The following is a 13,459-nucleotide window of genomic DNA, read 5'->3' as shown; positions in this document are numbered from 1 at the left end:
TCCGGCCGCCGCGCCGCCCAGGGTTCCGGTGGGCGGCGGACCCGCGACCGGTTCCCCGGCCAGCGCCGCCCGGACGGCCGAGGCCATCGCGGCGGCGTCCGGCCAGCGCAGGGCCGGATCCTTCGCCATGGCCCCCTCGACCACGGCCCGGACCGGGGCCGGGACCTCCGCCGGCAGCGGCGGCACCGGGTCGGTCAGGTGCTTGAGGATCAGTTCGAGGGCGGTCTCGCCCTCGAACGGCAGCCGCCCGGTCAGGCACTCGTAGAGGACGACCCCGAGTGCGTACAGGTCCGCCGAGGCGGTGACCGTGCCGGTGGAGGCCTGCTCCGGGGCCTGGTAGGCGGCGGTGCCGAGCACCATCCCGGGCACGGTGAGCCGGGCGTCGCAGCCGGGGCGGGCGATGCCGAAGTCGGTGATGACCACGTGGCCGTCCCGGACCATCAGGTTGGCCGGCTTGATGTCCCGGTGGACGATGCCGGCCTCGTGCGCCGCCTGCAGCGCGGCCAGCACCTCCAGGGCCAGGCCCAGGGTCTCCAGGACGGTCAGCGGGCCGCGCCGCTCCAGCACCGTGCTCAGCGGCTCGCCGGTGATCAGTTCCATGACCAGGTAGGCGACCGGGCGGGTGGGGGGAGCCGTCGGCGCGCCCCAGGAAGGCACGTCCTCGGCCGTCCGGCCGGGGCCGAAGTCGTGCACGCCGACGATGCCGGGGTGCCGCAACCGGGCCATCACCCGGGCCTCGTCGTGGAACCGCTCCGCGAAGCCGGGTTCGTCCAGCAGCGCGGGCTTCAGGATCTTGACAGCCACCCGGCGGTCGAGCACCTGGTCCTCGGCGAGCCAGACATCGCCCATCGAGCCGCCGCCGAGCCATTCGACCAGTCGGTAGCGGTCACCGAGTGTGGTGCCACGCATGATTCTCCTCGACCTCGTTCCGTCGTCGCGTCCGCCGCCAGGGGGCCCGGGTCGGGCCTCGGTCGCGCCGACCCGACCCTGTCAGCAGAGAATAAACACCGACTTGGCGTGGTCACCGAAAGTTCCCTTTCGGGCTGCCCCGACGGCTCGCCGGTACCTCCGCCCGGCCGGAAAATCCGAGGCGGGCGGATGCGGTTCCGATTAGGGTCGCGGACGACCGGTCAGGTGACCCTCGGGGGCTTCGATGCAACGCAACGGACAGGTACTCGTCTTCGACGCGGACGACACGCTGTGGGAGAACAACGTGCTGTTCGAGCGCGTCATCCACGACTACCTGGACTGGCTCCGGCACCCCACGCTCGACCGGGTCCGGCTGCGGGCCGTGCTCGACGACGTCCAGCGGGCCAACGCCGTCACCCACGGGTACGGCAGCCGGATGCTGCTGCGCAGTCTCGGCGACTGCGTGGAGAAGCTGCGCGGCAGGCCGGCCACCGGCCAGGAGCTCGCCGAGATCGAGGAACTGGCCGCCGTCCTGGCCGACCACCGGGTGGAGCTCATTCCGGACGTCGCCGAGACCCTCGCCGTCCTCGGCGGCCGGCACACCCTGCTGATGCTGACCAAGGGCAATCCGGAGGAGCAGCGGCGCAAGATCGACGCCTCCCGGCTGGCGCACCACTTCCGGGCGATCGAGATCGTCGAGGAGAAGGACGTCGCGACCTACCGGGGCTTCGTGGCGGCGCACGGACTCACCCCCGCCGACAGCTGGATGATCGGCAACTCGCCGAAGTCGGACATCCTGCCGGCGCGGGCCGCGGGCATGAACGCCGTCTTCATCCCCAACGACCACACCTGGGTGCTCGAACACAGCGAGCTGGACCCGGCCGACGAGGCGGTGCTGCACCTGCGCGCCTTCCGCGAGCTGCTCGACCACTTCTGAGCACTTCTCAGCGCTTCTTCCGACTGTTCACGACCGTTTCGGACCGATTCCGCCTCCGGAGGAACCACCGCATGAACCCCGCCCCGACCCCGACCGGACGCCCCGCCGAACGGGCGCTCACCGCCCCCACGGTGTCCTGCGTCTTCGTCTGCCACGACGGCAACGGCCGCATCCTGCTGGCCCGGCGCAGCGCCGGCGCCCGGGACGAGCCGGGCACCTGGGACACCGGGGCGGGGGCCCTGGAGCACGGCGAGTCCTTCGAGTCCGCGGTGCGGCGCGAGGTCCTGGAGGAGTACGGCACCGAGGCCCTGACCGTCGAGACCCTGGGCGTGCGCAACATCCTGCGCGGCGACCCGGTCTCGCACTGGGTCGCGGTCCTGTTCGCCGTCGAGGTGGACCCCGCGCGGGTCGTCATCGGCGAGCCGCACAAGTTCGACGCCCTCGACTGGTTCGCCCCGGACGCCCTGCCCGAGCCCCGGCACTCCCAACTCGCCGAGACCCTGGCCCACTTCGCGGCCGCCCGCTGACCGCAGGTCAGTTTTCGACGAAGGTGAGGCTGGTCGCGTCGTAGCGGGTGCCCGCGACCTGCCCGGCCGGTGCGGCGGCCTCGACGGCGGCGAGATCCTCGGGGGACAGCTCGACGCCCAGGGCCGCGAGGTTCTCCTCCAGGTAGCGCTGCCGCCGGGTGCCGGGGATCGGCACCACGTCCTCGCCCCGGTGCTGCACCCAGGCCAGCGCGAGCTGGCCGGTGGTGACCCCCTTCGCCGAGGCCAGCTCCTCCAGCTTCGCGACGATCGCCAGGTTCCGTTCGAGGTTGCCGTCGGTGAAGCGCGGCTGGCTGCGCCGTACGTCGGTCTCGGCCAGCCCCTCCACCGAGCTGTACCGGCCGGTCAGGAAGCCGCGCCCGAGCGGGGAGAACGGGACCAGGCCGATGCCGAGCTCGCGGCAGAGCGGGGCGGTCTCCGCCTCCAGGTCGCGGGTCCACAGTGACCACTCGCTCTGCAGCGCGGTGATCGGGTGCACCGCGTGCGCCCGCCGGACGGTGTGCGCGGCCGCCTCCGACAGCCCGAGGTGGCGCACCTTCCCGGCCCGCACCAGCTCGGCCATGGCGCCGACGGTCTCCTCGATCGGCACCTGCGGATCGACCCGGTGCTGGTAGTAGAGGTCGATGTGGTCGACCCCGAGCCGGCGCAGCGACGCCTCGCACGCCTGCCGCACGTAGGCGGCGTCGCCGCGGATCAGGGTGGGCTCGCCCAGCCGGTTGGCGAAGCCGAACTTGGTGGCGATCACCACCTCGTCGCGCCGCCCGGCGACGGCCCGGCCGATCAGTTCCTCGTTGTGTCCGGCCCCGTAGAAGTCGGCGGTGTCCAGCAGGGTCACCCCGAGGTCGAGGGCGCGGTGCAGCGTCGCGACCGACTGCGCGTCGTCCGAGGCGCCGTAGCCGTGGCTCATGCCCATGCACCCCAGCCCCTGTGCGGAGACCGCCAGGCTGCCCAGGTTCCGGGTGGGGATGTCGGTCATGCTGCTGCCTCCTGAGCTCGAATCCTCGTCTGCCCCGGACGCTAGGTGTTCGAGTGCGCTCGAAGTCAATGCGGGAGTGGAAGCGGAGCCCTGGGTCGCCCCGCCGGAGCTCGACGGGCTCGGTGGGGTTGCGCACCCGGCACAGCGATCGCCGCGCGGTCCGCGCCTTTCCATCAGCGGCTTCCGGGGTCCCGGGGCCCCGGAGGATCGGACCTCGCGAGAAGGGTCACGGAGGGTGACGGGTGGGGTGGGGGAATCGGACTTGAATCTTTGCGAACAGATGTTCGATCCTGGGGGTGTGCCCGTTATCGAATCTGTTTTCGAATCCGCCGTCGAGCGGCAGCCCTCGCTCCGGCCGGTGGCGTCGTCCGCTGCCCCCGGGCGGGGGCTGCTGCCGGTGGTCCCCGCGCTGCGCGGGGTGCTGCCGGAGGGCGGGCTTCGGCGGGGGACGGCGGTGTCGGTGGCCGGCGGGGACGCCGGGCTGCTGCTGGCGCTGGCCGCCGGGGTGCGGGAGACCGACGGCGGGTGGGCGGCGGCGGTCGGGCTGCCCGACCTCGGGCTGGCCGCGGCCGCCGGGTACGGGCTGGACCTGCGACGGCTGCTGGTGGCCGACGATCCCGGCCCGCACTGGGCCGAGGTGGTGTCGGTGCTGGCCGGCGCCGTCGAACTGATCATGCTGCGCCCGGACGGTCCGGTCCCGCCGAACCTGGCCGCCCGCCTGGCCGCGGTCCTTCGGCGCAGCGGCTGCGTGCTGCTGGTGGCCGGGCCGTGGCCGGGGGCCGGACTGCGGCTGGGGGTGCGGTCCGGACGCTGGTTCGGGCTGGGGGACGGGCACGGGCAGCTCACCGGACGGCAGGTGGAGGTGGTGGCCGAGGGGCGCGGCTCGGCGGTGCGCGGGCGGGCGGCCAGGCTCTGGCTGCCGGACGCGCACGGTGCGGTGCGGGCCGTGGAGGAGACGGTCGGCGCCGGGACGGCGGACGTGGTGGGGGAGGACGCGGTGGCGGGGCCCGGAACGGGTCTCGACCGCATGGCGGCGGTGTGAGATGAGTGGTGCGAGTTGACCGGCGAAGAGGTCGCCGGCTCCACCGGGGCGAGTGGCGCGGTCACCCCCCGGGTGCTGGTGGTGTGGTGTCCGGACTGGCCGGTGGCGGCCGTCGAACGTCCGGGGGAGGACCGGGACGCCCCGGTGGCGGTGGTCGAGGGCGGCCGGGTGCTGGCCTGTTCGGCGGCGGCCCGGGCGGCCGGGGTGCGGCAGGGGCAGCGGCTCAAGCTGGCCCAGCGGCTCTGTCCGGCGCTGGAGCTGCGGGACCGGGACCCGGAGGCGGAGGCCCGGCGGTTCGAACCGGTGGCCGCCGCGGTGGAGGCGTTCACCCCTCGGGTGGAGGTGCTGCGCCCGGGGCTGTGCGCGATCCCGGTGAAGGGGCCGGCCCGCTACTTCGGCGGGGAGGAGGCCCTGGCGGCGAAGGTCCGGGCGGCGGTCACGGCTGCCCTGGCGGTGTCGACGGCGGTGGTCGCGACGGCGGTCGCGGAGGCCGTGACGGCGGCGGTGGTCGGGCCCCAGGAGCAGCCGGCGGACGGGAAGGTGGGCACGGAGAGAGGGCACGGCGACGGAGACGGCCTGGCCGAGGTCGTCCCCCTGCGTCCTGCCGCCCCCGCGCACCCCGCTGCCCCCGTGCACCCCGCCGCTCCCGCGCACCCCGCCGATGCCGAGCGGGCCGGGGTCCGGCGGCGGACGGCCGGGGTGGAGGAGCTGTTCTCCGCCGCGCCGCCCGCCCGGGACGGCGCCCGGGGCGGTTTCGCGCGCCCGCCCGCCTATCCGTCGGCGCCCCCGTCGGAACCGGTACCCGGAACCTCCGGAGCGCCCGGAACCCCCACGCCCCCTGCGGTCGCGCCGCCCCTGGGCCTGGTCGGGGTGGCCGACGGCCTGTTCGCCGCCGTGCTCGCCGCCCGGGCCGGGGTGCTGGTCCCCGCCGGGCGGACGGCGGAGTTCCTCGCGCCCTACCCGGTGGCCGCGCTCGGTGACGCCGGGCTGGCCGAACTGCTGGACCGGCTGGGTCTGCCCACGGTCGGGGCGTTCGCCGCGCTGCCCGCCGAGTCGGTGGCCGACCGCTTCGGCCCGACCGGTACGACGGCGCACCGGCTGGCCCGGGGGCTGCAGCCGCGCCCGCTGGTGCCGCGTGCCGAAGGGCCGGACCTCTCCGTCGAGCAGCGCTTCGATCCGCCGGAGCCGCTCGCCGAGCCACTGGTGTTCGTCGCCCGGACCCTGGCCGAGCGGCTGCACCAGCGGCTCGCCGGGGCGGGGCTGACCTGCCAGCGGGTCGCCGTCGAGGTGGTGTGTGCGGACGGCCGGACGGTCGCCCGGTTGTGGCGGCACGAGGGCCGGCTCTCGGCGACGGCGCTCGCCGAACGGGTCCGCTGGCAGCTCCAGGCCTGGCAGAGCACCGGTACGTTCGACCGGGCAGGCGAGAGCAGCCCAGTTGGGAGCCGCCCAGTTGGGAGCCGCCCCGGGGACGACCACCCCGGTGAGAGCCGCCCCGAGCCGGGCGGCTTCACCGCGCTGCGCCTCGTCCCCGACGACCTCACCCCCGACCAGGGCCGCCAACTCGCCCTCTGGGGACAGGCGGTGGCCGACGACCGGGTGGAGCGCGCGGTGGCCCGGGTGCAGGCGGTGCTCGGGCACGCCGGACTGCGCCGGATCGAGCCGGCCGGCGGACGGGGGCCGGACGACCAGGTGGTCCGGGTGCCCTGGGGCGAGCCGTACGACCCGGCGGCGCCCGCCGACGCGCCGTGGCCGGGCCGGGTCGGCGGGCTGCGGGACGTCTGGCCGTCCGTCGTGCACCGGGTCCCGGTACCGGCGACGGTCCTGGACGCGGCCGGGCGGGCGGTGACGGTGGACGGCCGGGCGGGGGTGTCGGCCCGGCCGGCCGTCGTGGCGGTGCGCGGGCGGGAACTGCCGGTGGAGGGCTGGACCGGGCCCTGGCCGGCCGTCGAGTACTGGTGGGACCAGGCCCGGGCCCGCCGCCGGGCCCGGTTCCAGGTGACGGTGGCGGACGGGCGGGCGCTGCTGCTCACGGTGGAGGGGGGTGCCTGGTACGTGGAGGCCGGGTACGACTGACGGCCCGGACGACGCGGGCCGTCCGAGCGGGGGGACCGAGCGGGGGGACCGGAGAACGAACGAGAGATCGAAGGCACCACCCCGATGGGATTCACCAGTCATCCCTCCGTCCCCTGGAGCGAGCTGCACCGGCGCATGGCCGCCGCTGCCGGGGGCGCTGTCGTGCCGCTGCGCCCGGGCCCGACGGCGAAGGCCGCCGACCCCGCAGACCCCGCCACTGCCACGCGCCCCGCCGAGCCGGCCGCCGCCGGGCCCGCCTGGGCCGAGCTGCACGTGCACTCCGCCTTCAGCTTCCTGGACGGCGCCAGCGACCCCGAGGCGCTGGTCGCCGAGGCCGCCCGACTGGAGGTCGAGGCGCTCCCCCCCACCGACCACGACGGCCTCTACGGCGTGGTCAGGTTCGCCGAGGCGGCCCGGGGCACGGGCGTGGCGACCGTCTTCGGGGCGGAACTGACGCTCCGTCAGGAAATGGGTGACGGTGTCGAGCACCTGCTCGTGCTGGCCCGCGACCCCGAGGGCTACCGCCGCCTCTCCGCCGTCATCGGGGCGGCCCAACTGGCAGGTGGGGCCAAGGGGAAGCCGGTCTACGACTTCGCCGCCCTGGCCGAGGCGCACGGCGGCCACTGGGCGGTGCTCACCGGATGCCGCCTCGGCCGCGTCCCGGCCGCCCTGGCCGCCGCCGGCGCGGCCGAGCCCGACAGCACTCCTGCTCCCACCGCCGACCCCGAGCTTCAACTCCGCATCCTTGCCGAGGCGTTCGGCCGGGACAACGTCCACGTCGAGCTGATCGACCAGTGGCTCCCCGGCGACGACCTGCGCAACGACGCCCTCGCCGCGCTCGCGGCCCGGCTGGGCCTGGCCACCGTCGCCTCCACCAACGCCCACCACGCGAGCCCCGCCCAGGGCCGCCTCGCCCAGGGGCTGGCCGCCCTGCACGACCGCCGCACCCTCGCCGGTGCGGCGGGCTGGACGTCCGCCGCCGGCACCGCCCATCTGCGCTCCGGCCGTGAGATGGCGGCCCGGCTGGCCCGCTTCCCCGGTGTCCGGGAGGCGACCGTGGACCTCGCCCGCGCCTGCGCCTTCGACTTCGCGACCCTGGACCCGGAACTGCCCGGCTACCCCGTCCCGCCCGGCCGCACCGAGATCGGCCACCTCCGCGCACTGGTCGCCGAGGGCGGCCCGGCCCGGTTCGGACCGGCGAACGGTCCGGCCCGCCGCCAACTCGCCCGCGAGCTGGACGTCATCGAGGACCTCGACCTGGCCGGCTACTTCCTGATCGTCCACGACATCGTCGACTTCTGCCGCCGCGAGGACATCTGGTGCCAGGGGCGCGGCTCGGCGGCGAACTCGGCGGTCTGCTTCGCGCTCGGGATCACCGCCGTCGACCCGGTGCACTACAAGCTGCTCTTCGAGCGCTTTCTCTCCACCGCCCGGGACGGGCCGCCGGACATCGACCTCGACATCGAGAACCGCCGCCGCGAGGAGGTCATCCAGTACGTCTACCACCGCTACGGGCGCGAGCACGCCGCCCAGGTGGCCAATGTGATCACCTACCGGCCCCGGCTGGCACTGCGCGACGCCGCCCGGGTGCTCGGCTACCCGCAGGGGCAGGTCGACGCGTTCAGCCGGCAGGCGGACTTCCGCTCGCCGCCCGGCGAGGACGCCGTCATCCCCGCCGACGTGCTCTCGCTCGCCGGACAGCTCCACGGCCTGCCGCGCCACCTGGGCATCCACTCGGGCGGCATGGTGCTCACCCGGGAGCCGATCGCCGAGATCTGCCCGACCGAGTGGGCCCGGATGCCGGGGCGTTCCGTGCTGCAGTGGGACAAGGAGTCGGTGGCCGGCGCCGGGCTGGTCAAGATCGACCTGCTCGGTCTCGGCATGCTCGCCGCGCTGCACGACACCTGTGACCTGGTCGCCCGCCACCACGGCCGGCACTACGACCTGGCGACCATCCCGGACGACGACAAGGGCGTGTACGCGATGCTGCGGCGGGCCGACACGGTCGGGGTCTTCCAGGTCGAGTCGCGCGCCCAGATGGCCACCCTGCCCCGGCTCAAGCCGGACCACTTCTACGACCTGGTGGTGGAGGTCGCGCTGATCCGGCCCGGCCCGATCCAGGGCGGCTCCGTCCACCCCTACCTGCGCCGCCGGGCCGGGGTGGAGCCGGCCGGCTGCCCGCACCCGCTGATGGAGAACGCGCTCGGCAAGACCCTCGGGGTGCCGCTGTTCCAGGAGCAGATGATGCAACTCGCCATCGACTGCGCCGGGTTCACCCCCGCCGAGGCGGACCGGCTGCGCCAGGCGATGGGCGCCAAGCGCTCCCACGAACGGGTCGCCCGGCTGCGCGAACGGCTGCTGGACGGCATGGCCGAGCGCGGCATCCCGCAGCAGGTGGCGGAGGACGTCTATGTGAAGATCGAGGCCTTCTCCAACTACGGCTTCCCGGAGAGCCACGCGATCAGCTTCGCCTATCTGGTGTACGCCAGCGCCTGGCTCAAGTACCACTATCCGGCGGCCTTCACCTGCGCCCTGCTGGCCAACCAGCCGATGGGCTTCTACTCGCCGCTCAGCCTGATCTCGGACGCCCGGCGGCACGGCGTGCGGGTGCGCGGGGTGGACGTCAACGCCAGCGGTCCTGCGCCCACCCTGGAGCCGTACCGGGGGCCGACGCCCGCGCCGCCGCTGACCGCCGGCCTGCCGCAGCCCGCGATCCGGCTCGGCCTGGACACCGTGCGCGGCATCGGCACCGCGCAGGCCGAGGCGATCGCGGCCGGGCGCCCGTACGCGGACCTGGAGGACTTCGCCCGCCGGACCGGCCTGCCGGCGCCGGGACTGGAGGCGCTGGCGGCGGCGGGCGCGTTCGGCTGCTTCGGGCTCGGGCGGCGGCAGGCGCTCTGGGCGGCGGGCGCGTTCGCGGGCGTCTCGGCGGACCTCATCCCGGGCACGACGCCCGGCACCGAGGCGCCGGAACTGCCCGCGATGACCCCGATCGAGGAGACCATCGCCGACCTCTGGGCCACCGGGACGTCCGCGAGCAGCCATCCGCTCCAGCACCTGCGCGCCCATCTGGACCGCGGCGGCGCGCTCCCGGCGGAGCGGCTCCCGGACGTGCCGGACGGGACGGCGGTGGTGGTCGGCGGCCTGGTCACCCACCGGCAGCGGCCGCCGACGGCGGGCGGGGTGCTCTTCATCAGCCTGGAGGACGAGACCGGGCTGATCAATGTGATCTGCAGCCGGCCGGTCTGGGAGTCCCAGCGCCGCACCGCCCTCGACCGGGCCGGACTGCTGGTGCACGGGCACATCGAACGGGACCGGGGCGCGACCAATCTGGTCGCCACCCGGCTCGCCCCGCTGCGGATCGGGCTGTGACGGCGACGGATCGGGCTGTGAGGGCGCCGGATCGGGCTGTGACGGCGCCGGATTGGTTCGTGCCATGATCGTCCCCATGGAATCGACGCCGTCGCCGACCCCACCCCCGTCCACCGTCGTCTCCCGGACCTCCGTCCGGGTGGGGCTGCTGCTCGCGGCGGGCGTGCTCGCGACGGCCGGATGCGGCAGCACCCCGGCGACCGGTGCGGGCGGGGGAGCGCCGGGACCGGCGCGCAGCATCGGCGACGCGCCCCTCGCGGTCACGCCGACCCCTGCGCCCACACCGACCCCTGCGGTCACGTCTGCTCCCGCACCCGCCGCGAGCACCGGGTCCACCCCGGGGCCCGTCCGGGCGGTGCCCCTGCCGGGTTCCGCGCCGAGCGCCACCCCGGCCCCGCCGCCCGTCTGCTCCCCCGAAGGCGTCGCCCTGACCGTCGGCGAGGCCGATGCCGCGATGGGCCTGCGGGTGCTGCCGGTCCGGCTGACCAACTGCGGTACCCGCCCCTACAGCCTCAACGGCCACCCCGCCGTCCGGGTCCTGGACGCCGAACGAGCCCCGCTCGCCGTCACCGTCAAGCGCGGCTCGGCCGGCATCGCCACCCTGGCGAACTTCGACGCGGCGCCGAAGCCGCTGACCCTGCAGCCCCGCGAGTACGCCGAGTTCCAGCTGGTCTGGCGCAACACCGTGACCGCGGGCGACAAGGCCTCCGACAACGGCCGCTACCTGGAGGTCGCCCCGCTCCCCGGCCGCCCCCGGCTGACCGTCCCGGCCGACCTGGACCTCGGCACCACCGGCCGGCTCGGCGTCGCCCCCTGGTCCGCGCCCGCGCGGTAGGGTCCCAACACCCCCGCCCGCCGGGCGAGATGGCGGCACCGGGACAATGGCCCCATGTCCGAACAGTACCTCTCGGCGTTCGCGGTCGACGGCGACGCCCTGCTGCGCACGGTCGGCTCCGGCGAGGAGGCCTTCGTCCGGGCCGCGCTGGACCGGATCGCACCGCTGACGGCGGCCCGCCGGCTGCTGCGGGCCACCGATCCCGCCGAGGTGGAGCCCGCCCTGCGGGAGATCGCCGACGGCCGGCTCGACCCCGCACGCCCCGGCGGCTACGGCTGGCTGCTGGAACTCCTGCTGCCCGGGGCCGGTGACACCCTCGGCGCGGCGATCCTGCCGGGGCGCGGCTGGCACGAACTCACCGACACCTTCCGGGTCTGGGGGCTGCCGGCCCTCGCCGGACTGTGGACGCGCCCCTGGCCGTGGCCGGACACCGAGGTGTCGGACGGTGATCCGTGGCCCTTCCCCTGCTTCGCGGCCGGGTCCGAACTCGACCGCGTCCACGGTGAACTGGCCGGCTTCGACACCGACCGGATCCACGAGGAGCCGGAACTCCTGCCGGGCGGGGACGAGGACGCGGCCGAGGAGGTCGAGTGGCTGGTCGCCGAACTGCTCCCGGAGTGGACTGCGGGTGCCCGGGAGCGGGGGCTCGGGCTGCTGATCCTGCGCGACGGCGGCAAATGACCGTGCGCGGGTGCCGGTGGGCGGATGACCGCACGCGGACGAACGTGCGGGGATGACCGGCGCGGCGCAGTCGTGGGGGGTGCCTGCGCCGCACCGGGGTTCATGGGGGACCGGTGGTCGGATCCGACTGGTCGGACAGCCGCCTGGTCAGAAGGCGGGCTGGTCGCCGAGCTCGACGATCTTCAGATCGCGCACCCGCACGGTGTACCAGACCTCCTGGCTGCCGCCCCCGCCCCAGAACTCGGTGAGCCGGACGGAGGCGAAGCCGTACTCCTCCTTCACCTGCTGGACCGACCAGTCCACCGGGACGTTCTGGGCGCGGAACACCGGATCGGCGTCGTGCTGCTGCGCCCAGGCGTCCAGCCGACGGTCGAGGGCCGGGGCGAGGAAACGCTTGCGCACCTCGGACGGCTGCTCGCCACTGGTGCCCAGCACCGCCCGCCGGTACTCCTCGAAGAAGGTGACCACCTGGTGCGCGGCCGGCGTCCCTGCCCGGACCTGGGCCGACACGACCGCCGCGGCCGGCCCCGGGGGCAGCGCGAACGCGGCCGGGGCGGAGGCGGCCAGGAGGCCGCCGACGGCGAGCAGGGCGACGGAGCCGGCCAGGGCTGTGCGCTTCGGGTTCGTTCGCTTCATGCCGGGATTCCATCATTCGCCGACGAACTCTGTATATCGCTGGAACGTGTGGTTTACCTTTCGGGCGAGGGTATTTGACGACTGATCTGCTAAAGCGAGAATCCACTCTGTCGCCCCTTGCCGGGCGGGCCGGCGAAGGCCTGGGCGATCGGCAGCCAGGCCGTCGCCACCTCTCCGACGGCGGTCAGCGCGAGGTCGTCCCGGTGCCGCCGCTGGGTGACCAGCAGGCAGAAGTCCAGGGCCGGACCGGTCACCCGGTCCACCGCCCCCTCCGGACCCCAGGTCCACAACCCGCCGTCCGGAGCCGTCAGTTCGACCCGCACCGGGGCCTGCGGAGCGGGCAGCCCGTGCACCGTGAACGCGAAGCCCAGGGTCCGCACGCCCAGGTGCGCGACGTGCCGCAGCCGGGCGCTCGGCTCCCGGACGGCGCCGAGCGCGTCCGCGACGTCCTGCCCGTGCGCCCAGGTCTCCATCAACCGGGCGGTGGCCATCGACGGGGCCTTCATCGGTGGCCCCAGCCACGGCAGCCTGGTGTCGGCCGGCACCGCCGCGAGGGCCGTCGCGAGCCGTTCCCGCCCGGCCCGCCAGCGGGTCAGCAGCGCGGCCGGCTCCTCGGCGGCCCCGTGCGCGGCGCCGTCCTCGACCGGGTCCGCGCCGGCCGCCAGCAGTTCGCCGAAGATCCGGCGGGAGTCCGCGACGAAGGCCTCGGGGTCGCGGGCGGCCAGCGCGGACCAGTCGTCCGTCCAGGCCAGGTGGGCGATCTGATGGGCCACGGTCCAGCCCGCCGCGGGCGTGTCCAAGGCCCAGTGGTCCGGTTCGAGGCCGGCGACGAGCCCGTCCAGCACCTCGCTCTCGGCCCGCAGGTCGGCCAGCAGTCCGGTCAGCACGGACGACTCCCCGGGAACGTTCGGGTCCGTCATGGATCTCCCTCTCGCAAGCTCGGAACCGGGAACACACCGCGGCGCGCCACCCTTGGTGACCCGCCGGTAACCTCGCGCCCGCACCCTACGCCGCCCGGCGGCCCCGCACCCGGAACTCCACCGAACCCGCGCTCCGCACCCCTCCCCACGGGCGGGAGCCCGTGTGACAATCGCGCGGTGACGACCGCCCCGACCGCCCCGGGCCCGCCGACGAGCGCCGCGCCGAGGAGTGCCGCAGCGAGGAGTGGCGCGCCCGCGCCGGACGGCCTCCCCGCGCCGGACGACCTCGCCGCCCGGGCCGCCGCGCTGGTCCGGGACGCCGTGCTCGGCGACCTCGCCCGCCGGGTGGTCGCCGACTGCGGCGCCGACGTCGGCCTGGTCGGCGTGCCGGACCGGGAGCCGGCCGGACCGGCCGCCGAGGGGATGGTGCTGCGGCACTGGGCCGGCACCCGGGCGGACCTGCTGCACGGCCTCGCCGTCCCGGCCGGGACCGGCCTCGGCGGCCGGGCGCTGGCCGAACGGGCGCCCAGCTG

At 75.5% G+C, this 13,459-nt stretch carries 11 protein-coding genes and 1 pseudogene; 8 read left to right on the top strand and 4 right to left on the bottom strand.

What is annotated here, in order from left to right; all coding sequences use genetic code 11:
* A partial coding sequence (locus tag BI06_RS26535) for a serine/threonine-protein kinase (protein WP_149030518.1) occupies window positions 1-909 on the bottom strand: 909 nt, incomplete at its 3' end.
* Window positions 910-1,153: 244 nt separating this feature from the next.
* Between BI06_RS26535 and BI06_RS26530 the strand changes: the two genes are divergently transcribed.
* Window positions 1,154-1,846, top strand: a complete 693-nt coding sequence (locus BI06_RS26530; protein ID WP_030391151.1) for an HAD family hydrolase — start codon at window positions 1,154-1,156, stop codon at window positions 1,844-1,846.
* Window positions 1,847-1,917: 71 nt separating this feature from the next.
* The gene (locus BI06_RS26525; RefSeq protein WP_051741904.1) at window positions 1,918-2,373 is read left to right on the top strand and encodes an NUDIX domain-containing protein; all 456 of its coding nucleotides are present in this window, start codon (window positions 1,918-1,920) and stop codon (window positions 2,371-2,373) included.
* A 7-nt stretch (window positions 2,374-2,380) separates the two neighbouring features.
* On the opposite strand, the gene BI06_RS26520 is transcribed toward BI06_RS26525, so the two are convergent.
* On the bottom strand, window positions 2,381-3,367 hold the full coding sequence (locus tag BI06_RS26520) for an aldo/keto reductase (protein ID WP_043472104.1): 987 nt from the start codon (window positions 3,365-3,367) through the stop codon (window positions 2,381-2,383).
* 298 nt (window positions 3,368-3,665) lie between these two features.
* Here BI06_RS26520 and BI06_RS26515 point away from each other — a divergent pair, with 298 nt between their 5' ends.
* The 5 genes from BI06_RS26515 to BI06_RS26495 all read left to right on the top strand — a co-directional run bounded on the left by BI06_RS26515 (window position 3,666) and on the right by BI06_RS26495 (window position 11,370).
* Window positions 3,666-4,409, top strand: a complete 744-nt coding sequence (locus tag BI06_RS26515; protein ID WP_149030483.1) for a hypothetical protein — start codon at window positions 3,666-3,668, stop codon at window positions 4,407-4,409.
* A 15-nt stretch (window positions 4,410-4,424) separates the two neighbouring features.
* Window positions 4,425-6,482 carry a DNA polymerase Y family protein gene (locus BI06_RS52550; RefSeq protein WP_051741900.1) on the top strand — a complete coding sequence of 686 codons (2,058 nt, stop codon included), beginning with the start codon at window positions 4,425-4,427 and terminating at the stop codon, window positions 6,480-6,482.
* A gap of 84 nt (window positions 6,483-6,566) precedes the next feature.
* Entirely contained in the window at window positions 6,567-9,854 is a 3,288-nt protein-coding gene (locus BI06_RS26505) for an error-prone DNA polymerase (RefSeq protein ID WP_043472101.1), read from the top strand.
* A gap of 76 nt (window positions 9,855-9,930) precedes the next feature.
* Complete coding sequence (locus BI06_RS26500; protein ID WP_107113429.1) at window positions 9,931-10,689, top strand: DUF4232 domain-containing protein; 759 nt, start codon at window positions 9,931-9,933, stop codon at window positions 10,687-10,689.
* A 54-nt stretch (window positions 10,690-10,743) separates the two neighbouring features.
* Window positions 10,744-11,370, top strand: a complete 627-nt coding sequence (locus BI06_RS26495; RefSeq protein WP_043472098.1) for a hypothetical protein — start codon at window positions 10,744-10,746, stop codon at window positions 11,368-11,370.
* 147 nt (window positions 11,371-11,517) lie between these two features.
* On the opposite strand, the gene BI06_RS26490 is transcribed toward BI06_RS26495, so the two are convergent.
* Window positions 11,518-12,006 (bottom strand): hypothetical protein, encoded by a 489-nt coding sequence (locus tag BI06_RS26490; RefSeq protein ID WP_051741896.1) that lies wholly within the window; start codon window positions 12,004-12,006, stop codon window positions 11,518-11,520.
* 89 nt (window positions 12,007-12,095) lie between these two features.
* Window positions 12,096-12,926: a TIGR03084 family metal-binding protein gene (locus BI06_RS26485; protein WP_051741893.1), complete on the bottom strand. Its 831-nt coding sequence runs from the start codon at window positions 12,924-12,926 to the stop codon at window positions 12,096-12,098.
* A 177-nt stretch (window positions 12,927-13,103) separates the two neighbouring features.
* On the opposite strand from BI06_RS26485, the pseudogene BI06_RS51195 reads away from it, so the two are divergent.
* Window positions 13,104-13,459: pseudogene (locus tag BI06_RS51195) on the top strand (hypothetical protein); the annotation flags it as partial.

The sequence above is a fragment of the Kitasatospora sp. MBT66 genome, assembly GCF_000710405.2.
GTDB classification, from domain to species: domain Bacteria; phylum Actinomycetota; class Actinomycetes; order Streptomycetales; family Streptomycetaceae; genus Kitasatospora; species Kitasatospora purpeofusca.
Note: the sequence above shows the minus strand (reverse complement) of the source record. Positions and strands in the feature narration are given on the sequence as shown.

Excerpts from the sequence above, each read along its gene's own strand:
- BI06_RS26530 (WP_030391151.1), top strand. The coding sequence starts at position 1,154 with ATGCAACGCAACGGACAGGTACTCGTCTTCGACGCGGACGACACGCTG.
- BI06_RS26525 (WP_051741904.1), top strand. The coding sequence starts at position 1,918 with ATGAACCCCGCCCCGACCCCGACCGGACGCCCCGCCGAACGGGCGCTC.
- BI06_RS26520 (WP_043472104.1), bottom strand. The coding sequence starts at position 3,367 with ATGACCGACATCCCCACCCGGAACCTGGGCAGCCTGGCGGTCTCCGCA.
- BI06_RS26505 (WP_043472101.1), top strand. The coding sequence starts at position 6,567 with ATGGGATTCACCAGTCATCCCTCCGTCCCCTGGAGCGAGCTGCACCGG.
- BI06_RS26500 (WP_107113429.1), top strand. The coding sequence starts at position 9,931 with ATGGAATCGACGCCGTCGCCGACCCCACCCCCGTCCACCGTCGTCTCC.
- BI06_RS26495 (WP_043472098.1), top strand. The coding sequence starts at position 10,744 with ATGTCCGAACAGTACCTCTCGGCGTTCGCGGTCGACGGCGACGCCCTG.
- BI06_RS26490 (WP_051741896.1), bottom strand. The coding sequence starts at position 12,006 with ATGAAGCGAACGAACCCGAAGCGCACAGCCCTGGCCGGCTCCGTCGCC.
- BI06_RS26485 (WP_051741893.1), bottom strand. The coding sequence starts at position 12,926 with ATGACGGACCCGAACGTTCCCGGGGAGTCGTCCGTGCTGACCGGACTG.